This window comes from Mesorhizobium monacense, from assembly GCF_056781675.1.
Genome location: NZ_CM165567.1, coordinates 3419954 through 3440023, shown reverse-complemented (window position 1 = coordinate 3440023; position 20070 = coordinate 3419954). Strand labels below are relative to the sequence as shown.

Sequence of the window (20070 nt, the reverse complement as noted above, 5' to 3'; positions counted from 1 at the left end):
ATGACTTTCAATGCAACACGCCGCGAACTCCTGGTCGGGGCCGGCCTGCTCGCCACGACCGCAGCCTTTCCGGCACTCGCCCAGGACAAGCCGAAACTGCGCTTCTCGGCCGTTTTCTCCGAGCAGGACATCCGCGCCGACATGATGAAAATGTTCGCCGACGCGATCAAGGACGACTTCGTCTTTGAGGGTTACTACGGCGGCAATCTGTTCAAGCAGGGTACCGAGCTCGTCGCCCTGCAGCGCGGCAATCTTGAGATGGGCAACATCGCACCGCAGGATATCTCCAAGCAGATCCCGGCATGGTCGATTGTCACAGCCGCCTATTTGTTTCGCGACGCCGCGCATCTGAAAACCTTCTTCGCCGGCGATCTCGGCGCAGAGATGAAGAAGATGACCGAGGACCAGCTTGGCGTGCGCGTGCTCGGGCCGACTTATTTCGGCGCCCGGCAGATCGGCCTCAAGCCGGACAAGAAGATAACCACGCCGGCCGACATGGCAGGCATCAAGCTGCGCATGCCCGGTGGCGACGCCTGGCAGTTCCTCGGCGCCGCTCTCGGAGCCAATCCCGTCGCGATGGCTTACGCCGAGGTCTACACCGGGCTGCAGACCGGTGCGATCGACGGCCAGGACAATCCGCTGCCGAATGTCGAGAACATGAAATTCTATGAGGTCATGTCGCAGATCGTGCTGACATCGCACCTGGTCGGCTTCGATCTGCTGACCGTGTCGAAGAAGGTGTGGGATGACATGGGCGCCGACAAGCAGGCGAAGTTCCAGGCCGCCGCCGACGCCGCCATCGAATTCAGCACGCAAAAACACCTGGCGCGCGAGAAGGAGCTGGTCGAGCTGTTCAAGGGCAAGGGCCTCAAGCTCTACGAGCCCGACATCGCTGCGTTCCGCAAATACGCTCAGGAGAAATACCTGTCGTCGGACCTCGCCAAGGACTGGCCGGCCGGCATGGTCGACAAGATCAACGCGCTCTAGGCCGCAGGTGCGGCGGGCATTGCTGTCCATCGCACCTCCTCCATTCCATTTATGGCTTTCACAGGCGGAGAAGCCCTCGTGAACCCTTCGCTCCGAAACCTCGGCCGCTGGCTGTACCGGCGCGCCGAAAACGTCCTGGCCGTCATGCTGGCGGCCATGTTCGCGGCATTCCTGCTGCAGATCGTCTTTCGCTACCTGCTCAACATGCCGATCGGCTGGACCAACGAAATCAGCGTGATCCTGTGGATCTGGCTGGTGCTGTGGGGTGCAGCCTTCGTTGTGCGCGAGGAGGAGGAAATCCGCTTCGATCTCTTTTACGCATCGGCCCCACCGCGTGTTCGCCGCATCATGTTCCTCATCGCGGCTACATCGCTGATTGCGCTTTATGCGATTTCGTTTCCTGCCGTGCTCGACTACGTGACGTTCATGAAGGTCGAAAAGACCGCCTACCTGAAGATCCGCTTCGACTGGCTGTTCTCGATCTACGTCATCTTCGTCTTGGCTATCATTGTCCGCTACCTCTGGCTGTCCTGGCAGGCCGTGTTCGGCAAGGCGCCAAAGGAGTTCGATCCCACCAAGGCGGGGTCGGGCGTATGAATTTCGCCAGCCCGTTCTCGATCTCGGTCGTCGCGATCACCTTGCTTGCCTTTCTCGGGCTGCCGATCGGGCACTCCATGATCGCCGGCTCGATCCTCTATCTGCTGCTGACAGGGCTCGATATGGGGACGGCGGCCGAGCAGTTGCTGAACGGGATGTACAACAACTACATCATCCTCGCCGTGCCACTGTTCATCCTGGCTGCGGAGCTGATGAACATCGGCTCGATGACGGAGCGCCTGCTGCGCTTCTGCGATGCCGTGGTCGGTCGGTTCCGGGGCGGGCTTGCCTACGTCAACGTCGTCCAGAGCATCATTTTTGCGGGCATGTCGGGATCGGCCATCGCCGATGCTGCCGGCACCGGCAAGATGATGCAGATGATGATGACCAAGGACGGCAAGTACACGCCGAGCTACGCAGCGGCGCTGACGGCTGTGACCTCAGTCATCGGGCCGATCATCCCGCCGTCGATCCCCATGGTCATCTATGCGCTCGTGTCCGATGCCTCGATCGGCTACCTGTTCCTCGGCGGCGTCATCCCCGGCCTGCTGATGGCGGCGGCGCAGATGGGGATCGTGGCATACCAGGCGCAGCGCAACAACTTTCCGGTCGAAGCGCCGACACCGCTGCGCGAACTGCCGGGCATTACCTGGCGTGCCTTCCCCTCGCTCATGATGCCGGTCGTCCTGCTCGGCGGCATTTACACCGGCGCTACCACGCCGACCGAAGCGGCGGCCGTGGCCGCGGCCTATGCTCTGGTCATCTCTGTCGTGCTCTACCGCAGTGTGAGTTTCGCCGATTTCTACCGTTCCGTGCTGGCCAGCGCGCGCACCTCGGCCTCGATCGGAATGCTGATCGCCGGCGCCCTGGTCTTCAATTATGTGGTCACCGTCGAGAACATCCCGGAATCGATCAAGGCCATTCTCACTAGCTGGGATCTTTCGCCCATCGGCTTCTTGATCCTGGTCAATATCCTGCTCCTGCTGCTCGGCTGCGTACTTGAAGGCACCACGATTCTCCTCGTGATCGTGCCCGTCCTCATCCCGACAGCGCGCGCCCTCGGCATCGACATGGTGCATTTCGGCGTCATGGTGGTGGTCAACATCATGCTCGGCCTGGTGACGCCGCCATACGGTTTGCTGCTGTTCATCATGACGAGGATCGCCGAAGTACCGCTGAAGGACATCGTCCGCGACGTGCTTCCGTTCCTGTGGGCGATGATCGCTTCGCTGGCTCTCATCACTTTTTTCCCGGAGCTCGTGCTCTGGCTGCCCCGGCTGCTGGGTTACCAGGGCTGATCGAAGACAAAGGAGCCGTCATGGCGAAGTCCATCTACGTGATCAACGGCCCGAACTTGAACCGGCTCGGCAAGCGCGAACCGGAAATCTACGGCACGACAACGCTGGCCGAAATCGAAGCCTTCTGCCGGGATGCGGCTGGCGTCACGCCCGTTCGCTTCCATCAGTCGAACAGCGAAGGTCAGATCATCGACTGGATCCACGAAGCGATCGACGAGGGAGCCGGGATCGTCATCAACCCGGCCGGTCTCTCCTTCACGTCGATTGCGATCCTCGACGCTCTAAAAATGTTCTCCGGCCCGATCGTCGAGCTTCACATCTCGAACATTCACAGACGTGAGGCTCACTATCACCATTCCTACGTGTCGAAGGTCGCGACGGCGGTCATCGCAGGGCTAGGCCCGCGCGGCTATCCTGTCGCGGTTCGTGCGGTCTTGGATCTGCAAGCGGCGGCATCGAAGGTGTCATGACCTTGAAGACCTCCATCGCCACCGTGTCGATCAGCGGCAATTTGCTTGAGAAGCTCGCGGCCATCGCTGCGGCCGGCTTCGATGGGGTGGAAATATTCGAGAATGACTTTCTTGCCTTCGACGGCAGCCCTGCCGAAGTCGGGCGGATGATCAGGGATCATGGCCTGGAGATCACACTGTTCCAGCCCTTCCGCGATTTCGAAGGAATGCCCGAACAGCAACGTTCGCGCGCCTTCGATCGAGCGGAGCGCAAGTTCGACCTCATGCAAGAACTCGGCACGGACCTGATGCTCGTGTGTTCCAACGTCTCGCCGCTGGCGGTAGGCGGGATCGACCGTGCCGCCGACGATTTCCGCGAACTCGGCGAACGGGCAGGACGGCGCGGCCTTCGCGTCGGCTACGAGGCGCTGGCCTGGGGGAGGCATATCAGCGACCATCGCGACGCATGGGAGATTGTCAGGCGGGCGAACCATCCCAACATCGGACTGATCCTTGACTCCTTCCACACCCTGGCTCGGCGGGTGGATGTCGAGACGATCCGCGCCATCCCAGGCGATCGCATCTTCATCGTCCAGCTTGCCGACGCTCCGCTGATTGATATGGACCTGCTGTACTGGAGCCGCCATTTCCGGAACATGCCGGGTGAAGGTGATCTGCCCGTGGTCGACTTCATGCGAGCGGTCGCGGCAACCGGCTACGACGGGCCGTTGTCGCTCGAAATATTCAACGACCAGTTCCGCGGTGGATCGCCCAGGTCTATCGCGGTCGATGGCCACAGGTCCCTGATATACCTAATGGACCAGGTTGCACGCGCCGAGCCGGACATCGCGATCGACGTGCCTGCCTTGCCGGAACGTGTCGCGGTCAGCGGCATCGAATTCGTCGAGTTCGCCGCAAACGAGACCGAGGCTGAAGAGTTGGTGCTGTTGCTGCGCGCCATGGGGTTCTCGCTGGTCGGCCGCCATAAGAACAAGGATGTGGTGCGGCTTCGCCAGGGCGATATCAACATTGTCGTCAACACCGAAAAAGAAGGGCTGGCGCACTCCTCGTATCTCGTTCACGGCGCTTCTGCCTATGCGTTCGGATTGAAAGTCGACGATGCGGCCGCAACTGTGGCCCGCGCTCGCGCATTGGGCGCCGAGCCCTTTGAACAGCGCCATGGCCCTGATGAGCTGGCGATACCGGCAATACGCGGGGTCGGAGGCGGTGTGATCTACTTCATCGACGGCAAGAGCGAGTTGGCAAAAGTCTGGGAGATTGAATTCGAGCCGGTCGCCGACGCAGGCGACGATGCCGGGCTGATGGCAATCGACCACCTCGCTCAATCGATGAACTATGAGGAGATGCTGACCTGGCTGCTTTTTTACACATCGATCTTCAGGACGAGAAAATTGCCCATGGTGGATGTGATCGATCCGGCCGGCGTCGTGCGCAGCCAGGTCGTGGAGAGCGACGATGGTGGCCGGCTTCGGCTTACCTTGAACGGTGCGGAGAACCGCAGGACGCTGGCCGGCCATTTTGTCGCCGAGAGCTTCGGCTCCGGCATGCAGCATCTGGCCTTCGCCAGCCGCGATATTTTCCAAACCGCCGCCCGCCTGGCCGACCTCGGCTTCAATGCGCTGGAAATTTCACCGAACTACTACGACGATCTCGAAGCGCGCCACGGCCTCGACCCGGAATTCACCAACCGGTTGCGGAATCGAAACATCCTCTTCGATCGCGATGAGGGCGGCGACTATTTCCAGCTCTACAGCCAGACCTATGGCGAAGGTTTCTTCTTCGAGATCGTCGAGCGTCGCGGCTATCGAGGCTACGGGGCAGCCAATGCTCCGTTCCGCATTGCCGCCCAGAAGCGAACACTGCGGCCAAAAGGTATGCCAAGGGTCTGACTGCCACGACGCGACAGAAACGCGAAATGTCCACTTTGGGCAACGCTGGCTAGAGCCGCACATTCGCGTCGATGGCTCAAGTGACCAGGACAGACCCGATCAGCCGGTCGATGCGGCGGTGAAAACCGCCAATTGCGCATCGAAAGCGCGCTTGAAGGCCGGCCGCGCTTCGCCGCGGGCGACATAGGCGGAGAGGTTGGGATATTCGTCCAGAAGAGCCGATCGGTTCAACCTGCGCAGCACCATCACCATCAGAAGGTCACCGGCGCTGAACGCACCGTCGAGCCAGTCGGCATCGCCAAGGCGATCGGAGAGTTCGCCCAGCCGGCCACGGATGCGATCCTCGACCATGGGCAGGCGCTGCCTGTGCCAGGCCTCGTCGCGCTCCTGGAGGATGGCGGTTTCCCGATCAACGATCGGCGGCTCCAGCGAGCTGACAGCGGCAAACATCCATGTGATCGCGCGCGCCCGGGCCTTCGAATCGTCCGGCAGCAGGCCCGCATTGCGCTCCGCGATATGGAACACGATCGCCCCCGAGTTGAACAGAGCAAGATCACCTTCTTCATAGGTCGGGATCTGCCCGAAAGGCTGAAGCGCACGATGCGCGGGTTCCTTCATCGCGCTGAACGAAACAAGACGAACATCGTAAGCTTGCCCCACTTCTTCGAGCGCCCAGCGAACGCGCATGTCACGTGCCTGTCCCCTGCCGCGGTCGGGCGACCGTTCAAAGGCTGTGATGGTGGGGGTCATTGGAAAGCTCCGGGTGATTGCATGACGCTGTCGATGTGCGTGATTGCGACGATCTTTCTGATGGTTGGGTATCCGGTTCTTGCGCTTTGCATCCAGAGGACGAACGACCGGCGCGTCTCCCGACAACTGACCGCGTTTTCTTTGGCCATGGGATTCGCAGTCCGAATCTTCTGCGCGTGGCCTTGCCGGAGAACGACCTGAAACCCTTCCGTCGGCGAAGGTCTCAAAATGGCGCGAAGCGGCTATTTAGAACGGCCGGACTTGGGCCGGAAGCGGAAGATCCGCTTTCGTGAAAATTGGGCTAGAAAGCCGACCTTTGCGTCCAGCCAAGTATGGACAGCTTTGCGCCATACCGGGACGTTGGACGCCACGGTAGCAATGGCCGGTGTCAGAGCAGAAGCGGACATCAGAAGAGCACATAGGGGGCGTTGATCTCTTCGGCCCGATGCACTTCGTCGCGACCTTCGAACCGCGTGAAGGTGGCCAGTCGCGCCCGCGGCGAAAGCCGTTGACGGCGGATAGGTGGAGGGGCCAGCCGGCATCGGGGGTACCACGCGACTAAAATCTCAATACCCAGGCTTCCACTTTTCCCTTGCCTTTGACTTCGATAGCGCCGCGCGGCTCGAAGACGAATTGGTCCTTGAGCTGTTCGTAGACGGGGCGCGTCACCTGAACAGAGTCGGGAATTCCGCCAGACTCCATGCGGCTCGCCAGGTTCACTGTGTCACCCCATAAATCATAGATGTACTTGCTCTTCCCAATGACGCCGGCGACCACTGGCCCGCTGTTGACGCCAACCCTGAGCTTCATCGAGACGTTGTGTTCCATCGCGTGCTCGCGGGTAATGTGGACCATGCGGATGGCCATGCGGACCATGCGCTCGGCGTGGTTGGCCACCGGCACGGGTAGGCCGCACACCGCCATATAGGCGTCGCCCACCGTCTTGATCTTCTCGATACCGAGATCATTGGCGGCAACGTCAAAGCGCGTGAAGAGTCCGTTGAGAAACGTCACGACATCGTGCGGCGGCATCTCCGATGTCAGCGCCGTGAACCCGACCAGGTCTGCGAAGGCGACCGTGACCTCGGCGAAGCCGTCGGCGATCCCCTCCTCGCCACTGCGCAGCCGGTTGGCGATCGGTGCCGGCAGGACGTTGAGCAGCAGCTGCTCGTTCTCGCGGTTCTTGTTCTCGATCACGACATTCTTTTGGTGCAGATCCTCAACCATGCCATTGAAGGCTGAGCAGAGCTCGCCAATCTCGTCGCGCGTGCGGACCGGCACGCTGACCGCATAGTCGCCAGCAGAGAAGCGTTTCACCCCGGCAGTGAGATCGCGGAGCGGTCCGAGCAGCGCGCGCGAAAGCCAGGCGGCGGTGGCGGCCACCACGAGCAGCGCCAGTCCCCCGACGAGCAGCAGATCCCGGCGAAGTTCGGCGATCGGTGCGAAGGCCTCGGCGCTGTCGATCTTGGTGACGAGAGCCCACTTGACATCGGAAATCGCGAGCGGTCCCCATGAAGCGAGCGTCGGGACGCCACGGTATCCGATGATCTCGCCCGTGCCCTCGACACCGGCGAGCGCGGCACGGGTGGCCTTGGTGTCGATGCGCTGATGCAGCACTGGTGTCCGGTAACGCTGAATGGCGGCGATCTCCTCGTCCGAAGCGCCGACGGATTTGAGGTCGGCGAAGTAGTTTTCCCGGTTCTCGTAGAACGCCCGCGGGCCAGAGCGCACCAGATAATCGGGTCCGACGAGATAGGCCTCACCCGTGTCGCCGAACCCTTCCTGCCGCCAGCGGCGATCGCCGGTGACAACGTTGTCGATCTCATCATTCGACAATTGCGCGACCAGCACGCCGATGACGACGCCCTGGGCGATCACCGGTGCTGCCATGAAGGCGATCGGTGCGCCGCCTGATGGCGCATAGGAGGCGAAATCTTCGAGGCAGATGGCTGACGGGTCTGCGATCTGCGAACAGCGGGCGACGGCGGCCGCGACGTTGGTGCGGCGGTACGGACCGAACTGAAGAGACGTGGTGAAATCCAGCTCCTTCTCGACCGTATAGATCAGGCGACCTGATTTGGGATCGGCAATCATGAAATCGAAAAAGCCGACCGTGGTAGCCGCAGCGCGCATCAATGGATGATATATGGCATGCAGCCTGGAGTATTCGCTTCGGTCGCCGGCGTCGTCGAGAAGCTTGCGCCGCTCCGCCGGGTTGGGATTTTCCACAATGTAGTGATACTGCAGATAGTAGGGGGCACCACCGACCGGCAGGTAGTCCGACAGGGCTGGTTCCCTGCCCAGGGTGCGCGTCATTCCGGGGATGAAGTTCTCAGCGTACCAATCGCCGACCTTCTGCCGCAGTTCAGGCGGCGCGCCTGCCCGGTCGAGCTGGTCGACCGCGATCCGGAACTCGCGTGTCGCATCGACTACCATCTTGGAAGTGGCAAGCAGGCGCAGCTCCGCCTGGATCGTGCGGAAGTAGTTTTCAACCTGGCGCGTCTTGGTCTGACGGGCGGCCGTGAGTTGGTCGAAGACTGCTTTTTCGAGAGCGTCGCGGGCGCGGAAGTAACCGAGCGCCCCGGTCACCAAGACCGCGATCGCGCCAAGAAGGACGAGGGTTGTAAACAGCTTTGCGGCCAAGCCCCAGCCCGCGGGGCGGGATGAGCCGGTCACACCTGGAGAAGACATGAGAATGGCAGCAAGCTTGCGGTCCATGTCTACGACCCTGCCTTCGGCTGAATAGTAGACGGCATCCGTCGAAGCGTAAAGGCGACCGCAATTGCACAGGGTGAGTGGCGTGGCGTTAGGCCGACGCTGATTTCTGGTTCGAGTTCATCATGGCAGCGGTCCGATGATAGTGAGGCTGATCTCCAAGTCGGCGATTTGCCAGTGTCCGCAGACGGCACAACCGCGGCTGTCAGCGTGGTCGCTTGGAACGTCGGCTTTCAGGAAGTGGCCAAACTGCTCTCAGCGGCCGACATGAGGCGCATTGCGGCCTGGCAGCCTTTGGGCCGTGTATGGACGGCTCTCCGTTGGCAAGGGTTCTATTTGAGCGCTCTGCAGTTGCTGGTTGGTGCGGCCATGTATCCGACCTGCAGGTGCGGCTCTTCATATGCCGCTGGCCATAATGCCATTCGCGCGGCTCAGGTCCCGATCGAAAGCTCGCACTCGAAGGTGCACGGCCCAATTGGGTTCTCCTGATCCGGCGGTATCAACCGGCTTTGTGCATCAGCTCCTGTCCGCCCTTTCCAACCTCGTCGGCGTTCGCTCGCCTTGTCTCGTTCTATGCGATGACTGGCTCCCTGTAGCGCTCGCCACTTGTCATCAACGCCCAGACCATCCGGGCGGTCTTGTTGGCGAGCGCAACCGCTGCAACCTTGGCCGTTCGCCGGGTCATCAGCTGCACGAGCCATGGCCGCCTAGTCCCGTTCCGCTCGGCATAACGGATGACCGCCATCGCGCCGACCACGAGCATCTGGCGCAAGTAACGATTGCCGGCTTTGGAGATGCTGCCGAGCTTCTCCTTGCCCCCGCTTGAGTTTTGCTTCGGCACGAGCCCGATCCAGGCCGAGAGGCAGCGCCCCGACTTGAAAGCGTGCGCATCGGCGACGGTCGCCACGAACGCACTCGCCAGCAACGGGCCCACGCCTGGTATCTCCATCAACCTGCGACCAAGCTCGGTCTCTCTCGCACTCGCCCGGACCCTTCGATCATTCTCGAGTATCTGCGCCTTCACGACCATGAGCTGCGCCTCAAGCATCTGCAGGCAGAGCCGTGCGTCAGCTGGCACCCTCGGGTCGTTCTCGTCGTTGATGACGGCAAGCAGTTGCTCGATGCCGCCCCGCCCGATCGGCGCCACGATACCGAACTCCGAGAGATGCGCCCGCAACGCGTTCGATAGCTGGGTGCGCTGGCGGTTGAGCATCAACCGAACGCGGTGCAACATCATCACACTCTGCTGCTCGGGCGTCTTTACCGGCACGAAGCGCATGGTCGGCCGGGTCACGGCCTCGCAAATGGCCTCAGCATCGGCCGCATCGTTCTTCTGCCGCTTCAAGTAGGGTTTCACATACTGCGCAGGAAGTAGCCGCACATCATGGCCTCGTGCAATCAGTTCTCTAGCCCAATAGTGCGAGGAGCTGCATGCCTCGATCCCGACGAGGCATCGGGGCATATTCTCGAAGAACCCCAGGACCCGCCCACGGGTCAGTTTCCTGCGGATGACAACCTCGCCAGCCGCATCCACGCCGTGCACTTGAAAGACCGACTTCGCGATATCCAGACCAATCGTCGTAGCAATGCCCATGGCAGCTCTCCTCCAGCTCTAACCCCGCGACTATAGCCGCAAGGGGGTGGAGAGCCGTCCACCGCATCAAAAGCGGTCGGTTAGGTTGCGGAGTAAGGGAAAACGAAAGCGGACGTTGAACCGACCAAGCGCGATGTCGTGGCCTGACCCAAACCTGACCTTGCGCTGTTGGGGGCATTGAGCAGCGTGGCGACAATCCCGCAGTCCGCTGACGCCGCAAATGCCGGGTGGGTGACAAACAGGGGCGAGATGCGCCGGCCGTTACAAATGCGCCGCCGGGATGTTCTGGTTCCCCGAGAATACGTTGTCGGGATCGTAAGCCGCCTTCAATTCTGACAGCCGCGTCCAGTTCACGCCATAGGCGGCGCGAACTCGGGCCGGCCCCTCGTCTCCGAGGTTGTTGACATAGACGCCCCCGGTCGAGAATGGCGCAAGTGCTGCGCACATGTCGCGGACCCAGGCGGCATGCGCAGCATCTTCTGCGGGATCGTCCCAAATTGCGACCGGGAAGCAGTCGAACTGTGCGTCGCGGTTTACATAGGCTGTCGCGCCGACCGGCACGCGGGAGATGGCGCCGCCAACCTGCTGGAACACCGTCAAGGCATCGGATGAGAACGCTCGCGGGTAGTGGTCTAGCAGCACGTCGATCGCCTCGTCCGGGAGGGCGCGCATGAACTGCGCCTTCCAGAAGTAGCGCCGCCCCTTGGGAAAGGTGGCATCGCCTCCTGTCTGCACCTGCCGGTAGGGCAGCCTTGCCAGACGCGGCTGCGCGCCCAGCTTCTCGGCCCCGCTGAGAAGCGGTGCCAGCATCCGCCGCGCCCGTTCCGTGGGTCCGACATGGAAGACCGAGATGCCGAACATACGCTCGCCGTTCAATGTGAATAGTGCCCCGTCTATGTTCAAATCGTCCGGCGCGGTGACCGCGAAATTCCAGAACAATCGGACCGCCTCGCGCGCGCGGAGCCATGGAAAAGCGATCGAACCCGACACCACCTCCGTGCCGATCGGGTGCAGCTGGTACTCAAATGCGGTAACGATTCCAAAGTTGCCGCCGCCGCCTCTGAGACCCCAGAAGAGGTCCGGATTCTCTTCGGCGGAAACGCGCAGTACCTGCCCGCCGGCGGTGACGACCTCGGCCGAGATCAGGTTGTCACAGGCCAACCCGAACCGTCGCCCCAGCTTGCCGAAACCTCCGCCCAGCGTCAGCCCGGCGATCCCGGTGGTTCCATTCACCCCCATGGTGGTGGCCAGCCCTAAGGTCTGCGTCGCGCCGTCGAACTCGGCCAGGGTTAGGCCCGCATCGGACCGGATCGTGCGGCGCCGTTCGTCGATCACGCGGCCCTTCATGCGCGACAGGTCGATCACAAGGCCGCCCTCGGCGACCGCTTTCCCAGCGACGTTGTGTCCGCCACTGCGGACCGAGACGGGCAGGTTCGCCTCCCGTGCCTCGCACAGGGACGTCACGACGTCCGGAGTGCAGAGGCAATACGCGATGGCTGCGGGGTGCTTGTCGACCGCTCCGTTCCAGACGCGGCGCGACTGCTCGTAGGCCGCATCGCCCGGCAGCACCAACTCGCCCTTAAGCCGGCCTGCTAGCCGTGCGATACCGCCGCTGTCGAAGTCTTTGGTCATCGCTATTTCCTCCGCTTTCGGAGCCGATAGTTCCACGTCGCGGCGCCGGCATCAAAATCGAAGAAATCAGGTTGGGCAAGGCGGCCGGACAATCTACTCGCGCAACGGCCGAACGCCCGAAACTGGCCGTCGTGGCGGCGTCTCGGTTAATACTTGCAGCCCGGCTAGCCGAAAGCCCGTAAGAAGACGATCGACGTCAGCCTGGTGCTGGATGGGATTGTCAAAAAAGAACCAGCGCATCAGCTCTTTGTCGTCAGCGCCTGGATCTCCGCGCCAAATGCCGCGGACATTGCGCAAGAATGCCGTCCCGAGAGATCGAGCCTCGTCGAGGTTTCCCAAATGTGCGTTAGCCACTGCCAGCCACCCTGGAAACTCGGGCCACACGTCTCTTGAAGCCTGGGCTCCGAGCTCAAGAGCACGGTCATAGCGGCGGCAAAGAACGTGAACTATGATCCCGAAAGCCAGGTACCAATCGGGATAACTGGGGTTGAGACGAAATGCTTGCCCCAGCGTCTCAGCCGCCTCCTCGCATTGCGCGGTGTAAGCGAGGTAGCTCGATCGATATATCAATCCATCTGCATCATTGGGGTTGAGCGCATGCGCCCTATCAAAGTGCCATTTCGCCTCGCTGTACTTGCGGGGAAACATGTGGCACCAGCCCAGGATGATTTCCGCAACATGGTCGGTTGGATCCAGTTGAGCCGCCTTGCGCGCTAGATTCAGAGCCAATTCGTGCGGTTTATCAAAAGGGACGCCCCAATCCATGTATGACGTAGCCATATTATGTACGAAGGCGAGCCCGGCGACGCCACGGGCATAATTGGGATCGACCTCGACGGCTTTTTCGAATAGGCGTCGGGCCTCAAGCATTCCCTCTATGGTATGTAATGAAAAAGCGCGTTTGCCTCGCAGCCACCATTCGTACGCCGTGACACTCTGTGGCGGCTTGCTGGCGACACGCTCAAGCCGATCGTCCTGCAAGCGCAACACTGCCATGCTGACGATCGCTCGGGAAATATCGTCCTGAATGGCGAAAATGTCGCCAAAATCCCGATCGTAGCGCTCAGCCCAGAGATGGCTGCCACCAATAGTGTCGATTAGCTGGGCTGTTACGCGGACGTGTGCTCCCGCGATGCGGATGCTCCCCTCGAGAAGATATTGAACGCCAAGTTCTCGACCGACTTGCCGAGCATCGATCGACCTGCCCCGATAAGCAAAGGAAGACTGCCGGGCAATGACCAGCAAGCCGTTGAAGCGCGATAATTCGGTTATGATGTCTTCCGTAATGCCGTCGATAAAGTAGTCCTGTGCAGCGTCGCCGCTCAAGTTGGCGAAGGGTAGAACCGCGATGGATGGTTTGGCGTGAGGGGGCTGTTGCGCAGCAGGTCGTGACGGCCTCTCGCTCCCCAATTTTACGCGTAGTACACGGATCGGTCTGGCAATGTTTTTTATGTTGCAGGGACCGAGATCGTCGAACGCGACCGCCAGCTTGCTACCAATTTGCTCATGCACGCTTCCCGCGAGGTAGACATCGCCTGGCTCCGCGATTGACTGCAGTCGCACTGCGATTATGACACCATCGCCAAAGAGGTCGCCGCCGTCGACGACGACATCGCCCAAATTGACACCGACGCGGAGCACGACGCAGCGGTCCTCGGCAACCCCCTCGTTTGCGAGCGCCATCCGCTTCTGCAATTCGACTGCGCAGGCGACCGCGTTCACCGCGCTGGCGAACTCGACGAGCACGCCATCGCCCATCAACTTGACGATCCGGCCGTGATGTTCCGCGACCAACGGTACCAGTATGCTCTTGCGACGTTCCCTCAGAGACGCGAGCGTGCCGGCCTCGTCCTGTTCCATGAGTCGGCCGTAGCCGACCACATCTGCCGCAAGGATGGCGGCGAGGCGGCGCTGGGCACGTTCTTCGGCCATGGGGCGCGATTGTCCCAGAGAGTGCAGTAGCCGAGATTGTACTGGTGAGCAGTAGCGATGTCCATCAAACCGCGATTTCTGAATGGATCAGAGCCCGCCAAAGGATCGCCGGGAAAGTGGGGCCGACAGCGGACTGGCAGCTTCACGGTGCGGACCAGTCAAAACCGGACATTCAGGTAGACGTGGGCATCGTCGTTATCTGACCCAACCCAGACGTTCGCTACCGCACATTGAATGTCGCATGTTGCTCAAAGTGCAGTCGCTCCGGCTGTTGGGACGAAGCGCCTGAGACGCCACCGGTTCGTCACTCGTACCCGTGTGCCGGCCCGATTTGCGGTGCGCGGACGGGCTTGGCTACTCCATAGAAAATGACAACGCCCTGGCCCCCGCAGCGGGTCGAAAGCGCCTCGCTAGGGTTGGCGTAACAGCTGTCGATATCCTGCCAGTTGTTCATCACCCATACGTTGCCCGCCGGATCGACGGCGAGATCGGTTTGCAATTGCAGGCCCCCACCGACATATCCTCCAGGCGGCGAAATCTGATCGCCGGTCTTCATACCGGGAGGGCAGTTCTCGGTGCGAGCACCGCACAGCTGCACGATTGGACTGCTAGGCATCGCAAAGTTGGAAATCCAAACGTTGTCGTTGCCGTCCACGACCGCAGCCCATGGACCGGGAAGACCGCCGCCCTTGAAGGGCGAACCGGGGTATGGCGTGCCATCCGGCCGCAGCACCGTAACGCTGCCACTACCTCCCTCCTGCTCCGACATAGTCTTCGTCAGGTAGTCAGACGCCTTTGCAACACCCTCGAGCTTCACGCGTGCATCGAAGTCAAACAGATGGGCCATGCCCAGCAGCCCGCTGCCGAACCGTTCGGTGATCCAAACGTTGCCCAGGCTGTCGATGGCAAGGCCGCTATTGTTAAATCCGGTTTTGAATTTCTCCGCCTTGGTAGGATCGGCGGCGGGAAAGCGTGTAACGTGGTCGAGCGCGCTATTGGATACCCAGATCCGGTCCTGCTGGTCTATGGCAAGGAAAAACGGTGCCTTGAATGACTTGCACGGCTCCGCGCTATCGCCCTCGCAAACGATCCGGCCCGCAGCCAGATCCCCCTTGGGAAAGTAAACGAGCTGGCTCTTCTCGACGCCGAGAACCCAAACGTCTCCGCTTGGCGCGACGATGACACCCTGCATAAGACCAAGTTTGCCATCGAACGTGATGCCTTCGGGCGGCGTCAGCGGCTTGCCGTTCTTGTCAAATACTGTGATGGACTTGCTGCCGTAGTTCGTCAGCCAGGCATTGTCTTTGGCATCGACGGCCGCGCCAAAGGTGCCACCCTCCATGCCGCCGCCGGTAAAGCCCGTGGTGATCGGGGAGAGCGCACGACCGTTGGGAGCGAACTTGGTGGCGCTGCCTTGCCAAAGGGCATCCGACGCCTGCCAGCCGACGCTGAAGTTGTCGCCCACCCAAAGGTTGCCCTCACTATCGAACATTGCCTTGCCGCCCGCCCGATACCCCCCGCCATCGAACTTGAGCGGCAGAACCCACGCGCTGGGCGACAGGTTGAGATATGGCATGTACGGCACCGGCCGCAGGTTCTTGCCCTCGGGGACCGGATAGAACGCATCCAGCAGGGCGAACAGCCGGTTCGGTTGATACCAGGGATAACGGGCCACGTTCTCCGCCGCCGCCAGCGTGTCGGTCGGAGCGCCTCCTTGCTGAGGCGTGGCGGCCGCGAAGAGCTTGCTGCAAGCGTCGGGCGTCACGGTCGTCACACACCCTGACAGCACGTCGGCCAGCGTCGCGAAGTTGGCCATCGTCGGCGTCTGGCCACTGTTGAGAGGGTCCTGGATCGGCCCGCCCCAGCCGCCCGTCTCAAGATCGACGAAATTGGGCACGTTGCCCGCAGCGATCCTGAGGCCGAGCGCATGGCCCTTGATTGCAGCGCCGTCGAGAAACTGGGCGTGCGTCCACACCGAGGCGATTGTCGTCATCTCGTTGATAGTCACTTTGGCTGGCACTGTCGGACCCACCGCTGCCATGAGCGCGATGGCCGGGTTGTTTCCGCTTCCCTTGTTGGCCGTCGGTTCACCGCCGGTGGCGACGAGATACAGGTTGCTGTCGCCGCTGGGCGCCTGGGCGGAGTTCAGCGTGAAACGGCCATCCGCATCGCTTTCCGTCCTGGCGAGCTGCTTGGGGGCGTCGGCACTTGCAGCCCAAAGCGTGACCGTCGCGTTGGCGATTGGGGCACCCGCGCCGAGGACCTGACCTTCGAGCTGCTGTGCGGACGCCGGCGCGATAGCCACCACCATCATGGTGCCAAGTGCGAGCAGAATTAACCAAAGCCCCCGAGCGTGTTTCAATGCTCTCTCCTGTGGTGTTTTTTTGGCGTTACCACCCGCTGCCAACGAGTTGCCACCAATCTGTCGCCGTCATTGCGTGAGCCAAAATATTGATACGCGTCGTTCGGTGACGCCCTGACGACAGTCTTTCTGGGCATTACTCTGGTGTCAAGATTAAGCAGGGATCGTCGAACCGCGATATTGCCCTTTAGGGAAACGGACAATGACGCGTTGATCCCATCTAAGGACGTTCATCCCGATCACTGACTCCGTCCGAGATTGGCGCATCGGCGACTTCCGAATCCGGTTGTCGAATGTCTGCTATTGAGCAAGGCTTAATACAGTCTCTACGGCGTCCATGCGGCGCAAGCCGCCGTGGGCAGAGGGCGCAGGGGTGCCAGCTACCCCGCCGCCAGCCATTTGCGCGACTGGGCGAACACCTTGAAGGCCTTGGCGTCCATCGGACGGCCGAAGGCGTAGCCTTGCAGGATGTCGCAGCCCAATTCCTTCAGGATGCGCGCGTGTTCCATCGTTTCGACGCCTTCGGCCACCACTTCGATGCCGAGCGACTTGCCGATCTCGATGATTGACGACACCAGCCGCCGCTGCGCCTTTGAGTCGATGATCGGCGTGATCAACTGGCGGTCGATCTTCAGCCGGCGCGGCTGCAGCTTGAGCAGGCTGACGATCGAGGCGTGGCCGGTGCCGAAATCGTCGATCTCGATGTCGATGCCGAGTTCCTTGATCTGCTCGATGTTCCAGGAAACGAAGTCGTCGTTCTCGTCGAGGAAGATCGACTCCACCAGCTCGAACGATACGGTCCCTTCCTTGATGGCGAGCTCGCGCAAACCCTTGATCAGGTCCCGGTCCTCCAGGCGCCTGGCCGAGACGTTGACCGACACGCGCGGGATGTTGAGGTGCGACCAGCGCTCGAAATTCTCCAGCGCCTGTTTGAGGGTGGTGCGGTCGATCAGCGCCACGACATTGAGCTCTTCGGCCACCTTGAGATAGGCGGCGGGGGCGAGGATGCCGCGCCGCGGATGCTTCCAGCGCGACAACGCCTCGACGCCGACGATCTCTCTCATGGTTGGGTATCCGGTTCTTGCGCTTTGCATCCAGAGGACGAACGACCGGCGCGGCTCCCGACAACTGACCGCGTTTTCTTTGGCCATGGGATTCGCAGTCCGAATCTTCTGCGCGCGGCCTTGCCGGCGAACGACCTGAAACCCTTCCGTCGGCGAAGGTCTCAAAATGGCGCGAAGCGGCTATTTTAGAACGGCCGGACTTGGCCGAATGCGGACAGTCCGCTTTCGGGATAAGTGGCTAATAAGTTGACCATTGCGTCCAGCGCAGTGCGGACCGCTTTGCGCCCCATCGGTTGCCGTTGGGTTTGGATTCAACCATCGGCTCGTTCCAACCCGGATGCGAACTCAGCGATGTGCAGCACCCACTCGCGTCGCCCCTAGCAGTTGGACCGGAGGAGTAATCTGAAGTCGTATCACTGATCGTCGCGACCGCGAAGTTGATTGTTAAGGTATAGTTTTGCGCGACGCGCTTTGACTTTGCTGGCGACGATCACACTGCTCTGTCGTTTGCCTGTAATACTTTCATAGGATACATTAGCAAAGTCGAGAGGGCCCGCGGTGACTCCAGTTCCGCAAGTGCGCGCCAGTGCCTACCTTCCGTTTGTCCAATTCATGGAGGGGCTCGGCGCGCCATATGCGCGCGAGATGGATGATGGATTGATCCCTGCGGTGACGGGCAGGGACTATGAAGCACTGGTTCCTACCCATCTCGCGCACGCTTTCCTCGACAAAAGCGCCCGGTCCTCCGGCATTCCGAATCTCGGCTACATCGTTGGCCGCGATGCGCGAGTAGAGGGCCTCGGTGCTTTCGGGCGCAGCCTATTGCGATCGCTTACGCTTCATGATGCGCTGGGCAAGATCCGTTCGACGTTCGGCCTCTACAGTTCAGCGGAGCAACTTTGGTGGACCTTCTCCGGGTCGAACGTCCAGTTCTTTCATCGCCACATGTACGAGACCGGACCGGGCAGTCGTGTCGCCCAGCAATGCGCCCTGCTGCTGATGCGGGACCTCATCAGGCTCGCCGCGGGACCTGACTGGCAGCCCAGCGAGGTCCTGATGACTCCGAACCACAACGTCTCCGCAGCGCAGCTAGCGTTCGCAACGGAGAATGTGCGTCCGTCGGAGTTTTGCGGCTTCGTCTTTCCCGCTGAGCTAATGAGCCTGCCCCTTGAGCGGTTTCGAGGCGACGCGTGCGCACACGATGGCGATCTGATGACGTTCGAGGCCTCCGCGCCGTCAGTGGATTTCGTTGGCTCGGTCAAGCAGATCATCGCCGCGCTGACCGGCGAAGGTCGTTGTCACTTGAACCTCATATCCGAGGCGCTCGGAATGCACCCTCGAACCCTACAGCGGAATCTCTCGGAATGCACCCTCGAACCCTACAGCGGAATCTCTCGGAATGTCACAACGACTATTCCGAGCTTCTCGCTGAAGTTCGTTTCGAAGCCGCGGTGAGATTGCTGGAGGACCCCAAGCGACGGATCATCGATATCGCCTTTGAGATCGGCTACAGCGACTCTGCCAACTTCACGCGGGCATTCCGGCACTGGACCGGCGTCTCGCCGTCGGACTTCCGTCGGCTGCGGCAGGAGCGCCGCCAGTAAGCCGCCACGCCGCGGCTGGCCTTCTCCCAGGGCCGCCGTGTCGTGAAATGACAGGACGGCCCAGTGCGCGCCAGCGTAGCATAAAGCCAATCTCTGCAACTGCGGAGGTTTGACGCTCGCGTTGCTGATAGCGGCTCGGCCGCCGCCGGTCATCCTTTGAGAGGGGTATCGCAAAATGACCACCAGACGGAACTTGCTCCTGACCGCTTCCGCCTTTGCCGCTGCTGTCGCATCGACCAGGGTCAAGGTCGCGCACGCCTCACCGTTTCGACCCTGGCAGCGGCTTTCAGCAAGCTTGATTGGTGCGATGTCTGCCGCCGTCCTTATGTTGATGACGTCCCTGACAATCGCGCAAGCGCAAACTGTCGAGACTGGTATCGTCAAGCTGGCCGACGCCAGCATCGAGTACGTCACCCGAGGCGAGGGCGAAGCGATCGTGCTTCTACCGGGCGCAACCCTCACAGTCGGCTATCTGGATGGTGTGGCGGAGGCCCTTGCCAAGGCTGGCTACCGTGTAGTCGGCATCAACTTCCGAGGATCGGGCAAAAGTACCGGTTCAAGCACCGGCATCACGCTCCAGACGTTGGCGGACGATGTCGCGGGCGTCATTCAGGCCCTGAAGCTAGGACCGGTCAATGCAGCCGGTAACGACTTCGGCAATCGTGTGGCCCGCATGTTGGCCGCGTCCCATCCTGAGGTGACGCGGAGTGTCATCCTGCTGGCGGCGGGTGGAAAGGTACAACCCAAACCGGCAGCCGGCCACGCGTTGGCGATTCTCCTCAACCCGACGTCCAGCGATGCCGAGGTCCTGGCGATCATGCCGTTTTTTGTTTCCAAGCCGGAAGATTCCGCAAAGATATGGGAGGTGTTCAAGCCCTCTCGTGCTCCCGAAGCGGGGCCGATCGAAAAGCAGGCCGCCGAAGCTACGCCGCTCGAAGCCTGGTGGGCGCCTCCCGGGACGACCAAATATTTGATCCTGCAGGGTGCGGAGGATCAAATCGCGCCTCCCGAAAACGGCGAAGTGCTCCAAAAGGAGCTAGGCGATCGTGCGACGCTCATCAACGTGCCCGCAGCAGCCCATCTCTTGCCACTGGAGCAGCCCGAAACGGCTGCGTCCTACATCATCGATTTCATCCGGCAGCTCGGCGGCAAGCCGTAGCCGCCTCGCCGGCCTAC

The 20070-nt window shown here is 61.4% G+C and carries 14 protein-coding genes and 1 pseudogene; 8 read left to right on the top strand and 7 right to left on the bottom strand.

What is annotated here, in order from left to right; translation table 11 throughout:
• The 5 genes from dctP (at position 1) to AC1RUK_RS16730 (ending at position 5241) form a co-directional block, all read left to right on the top strand.
• Positions 1 to 987: a TRAP transporter substrate-binding protein DctP gene (gene dctP / locus AC1RUK_RS16750; RefSeq protein ID WP_436174064.1), complete on the top strand. Its 987-nt coding sequence runs from the start codon at positions 1 to 3 to the stop codon at positions 985 to 987.
• 78 nt (positions 988 to 1065) lie between these two features.
• Positions 1066 to 1584: a TRAP transporter small permease gene (locus AC1RUK_RS16745; RefSeq protein ID WP_481834732.1), complete on the top strand. Its 519-nt coding sequence runs from the start codon at positions 1066 to 1068 to the stop codon at positions 1582 to 1584.
• Positions 1581 to 2882 carry a TRAP transporter large permease gene (locus tag AC1RUK_RS16740; RefSeq protein WP_481834733.1) on the top strand — a complete coding sequence of 434 codons (1302 nt, stop codon included), beginning with the start codon at positions 1581 to 1583 and terminating at the stop codon, positions 2880 to 2882. The genes AC1RUK_RS16745 and AC1RUK_RS16740 overlap by 4 nt, the downstream gene beginning before the upstream one ends.
• Before the next feature lie 20 nt (positions 2883 to 2902).
• Positions 2903 to 3352 carry a type II 3-dehydroquinate dehydratase gene (locus AC1RUK_RS16735; protein WP_481834734.1) on the top strand — a complete coding sequence of 150 codons (450 nt, stop codon included), beginning with the start codon at positions 2903 to 2905 and terminating at the stop codon, positions 3350 to 3352.
• A gap of 2 nt (positions 3353 to 3354) precedes the next feature.
• A complete protein-coding gene (locus AC1RUK_RS16730; RefSeq protein ID WP_481839477.1) occupies positions 3355 to 5241 on the top strand; it encodes a bifunctional sugar phosphate isomerase/epimerase/4-hydroxyphenylpyruvate dioxygenase family protein in 1887 nt (628 codons plus the stop codon).
• Between the two features lie 99 nt (positions 5242 to 5340).
• On the opposite strand, the gene AC1RUK_RS16725 is transcribed toward AC1RUK_RS16730, so the two are convergent.
• From AC1RUK_RS16725 to AC1RUK_RS16695, 7 genes and pseudogenes are all read right to left on the bottom strand, one after another.
• The gene (locus tag AC1RUK_RS16725) at positions 5341 to 5991 is read right to left on the bottom strand and encodes a glutathione S-transferase family protein (protein WP_481840313.1); all 651 of its coding nucleotides are present in this window, start codon (positions 5989 to 5991) and stop codon (positions 5341 to 5343) included.
• A 558-nt stretch (positions 5992 to 6549) separates the two neighbouring features.
• Entirely contained in the window at positions 6550 to 8682 is a 2133-nt protein-coding gene (locus tag AC1RUK_RS16720; RefSeq protein ID WP_481839479.1) for an adenylate/guanylate cyclase domain-containing protein, read from the bottom strand.
• A gap of 595 nt (positions 8683 to 9277) precedes the next feature.
• Positions 9278 to 10300, bottom strand: coding sequence for an IS110 family RNA-guided transposase (locus tag AC1RUK_RS16715; RefSeq protein WP_481834735.1), 1023 nt, complete (start codon positions 10298 to 10300; stop codon positions 9278 to 9280).
• Positions 10301 to 10561: 261 nt separating this feature from the next.
• Positions 10562 to 11932, bottom strand: coding sequence for an FAD-binding oxidoreductase (locus AC1RUK_RS16710; RefSeq protein WP_481834736.1), 1371 nt, complete (start codon positions 11930 to 11932; stop codon positions 10562 to 10564).
• Between the two features lie 93 nt (positions 11933 to 12025).
• A complete protein-coding gene (locus AC1RUK_RS16705) occupies positions 12026 to 13864 on the bottom strand; it encodes an adenylate/guanylate cyclase domain-containing protein (RefSeq protein ID WP_481834737.1) in 1839 nt (612 codons plus the stop codon).
• Positions 13865 to 14168: 304 nt separating this feature from the next.
• A complete protein-coding gene (locus AC1RUK_RS16700) occupies positions 14169 to 16226 on the bottom strand; it encodes a hypothetical protein (protein WP_481834738.1) in 2058 nt (685 codons plus the stop codon).
• A gap of 380 nt (positions 16227 to 16606) precedes the next feature.
• A pseudogene (locus AC1RUK_RS16695) lies at positions 16607 to 17284 on the bottom strand (EAL domain-containing protein); the annotation flags it as partial.
• A 564-nt stretch (positions 17285 to 17848) separates the two neighbouring features.
• Here AC1RUK_RS16695 and AC1RUK_RS16690 point away from each other — a divergent pair.
• From AC1RUK_RS16690 to AC1RUK_RS16680, 3 genes are all read left to right on the top strand, one after another.
• Positions 17849 to 18745, top strand: a complete 897-nt coding sequence (locus AC1RUK_RS16690; protein WP_481834739.1) for an AraC family transcriptional regulator ligand-binding domain-containing protein — start codon at positions 17849 to 17851, stop codon at positions 18743 to 18745.
• Entirely contained in the window at positions 18655 to 18894 is a 240-nt protein-coding gene (locus AC1RUK_RS16685) for a helix-turn-helix transcriptional regulator (RefSeq protein ID WP_481834740.1), read from the top strand. The genes AC1RUK_RS16690 and AC1RUK_RS16685 overlap by 91 nt, the downstream gene beginning before the upstream one ends.
• A 175-nt stretch (positions 18895 to 19069) precedes the next feature.
• Entirely contained in the window at positions 19070 to 20053 is a 984-nt protein-coding gene (locus AC1RUK_RS16680; protein ID WP_481834741.1) for an alpha/beta fold hydrolase, read from the top strand.
• Positions 20054 to 20070: the final 17 nt, after the last annotated feature.

Coding starts and splice junctions, on each gene's coding strand:
- AC1RUK_RS16735 (WP_481834734.1), top strand. CDS start 2,903: ATGGCGAAGTCCATCTACGTGATCAACGGCCCGAACTTGAACCGGCTC.
- AC1RUK_RS16720 (WP_481839479.1), bottom strand. CDS start 8,682: ATGTCTTCTCCAGGTGTGACCGGCTCATCCCGCCCCGCGGGCTGGGGC.
- dctP (WP_436174064.1), top strand. CDS start 1: ATGACTTTCAATGCAACACGCCGCGAACTCCTGGTCGGGGCCGGCCTG.
- AC1RUK_RS16710 (WP_481834736.1), bottom strand. CDS start 11,932: ATGACCAAAGACTTCGACAGCGGCGGTATCGCACGGCTAGCAGGCCGG.
- AC1RUK_RS16705 (WP_481834737.1), bottom strand. CDS start 13,864: ATGGCCGAAGAACGTGCCCAGCGCCGCCTCGCCGCCATCCTTGCGGCA.
- AC1RUK_RS16680 (WP_481834741.1), top strand. CDS start 19,070: ATGACCACCAGACGGAACTTGCTCCTGACCGCTTCCGCCTTTGCCGCT.
- AC1RUK_RS16715 (WP_481834735.1), bottom strand. CDS start 10,300: ATGGGCATTGCTACGACGATTGGTCTGGATATCGCGAAGTCGGTCTTT.
- AC1RUK_RS16685 (WP_481834740.1), top strand. CDS start 18,655: ATGCACCCTCGAACCCTACAGCGGAATCTCTCGGAATGTCACAACGAC.
- AC1RUK_RS16740 (WP_481834733.1), top strand. CDS start 1,581: ATGAATTTCGCCAGCCCGTTCTCGATCTCGGTCGTCGCGATCACCTTG.
- AC1RUK_RS16725 (WP_481840313.1), bottom strand. CDS start 5,991: ATGACCCCCACCATCACAGCCTTTGAACGGTCGCCCGACCGCGGCAGG.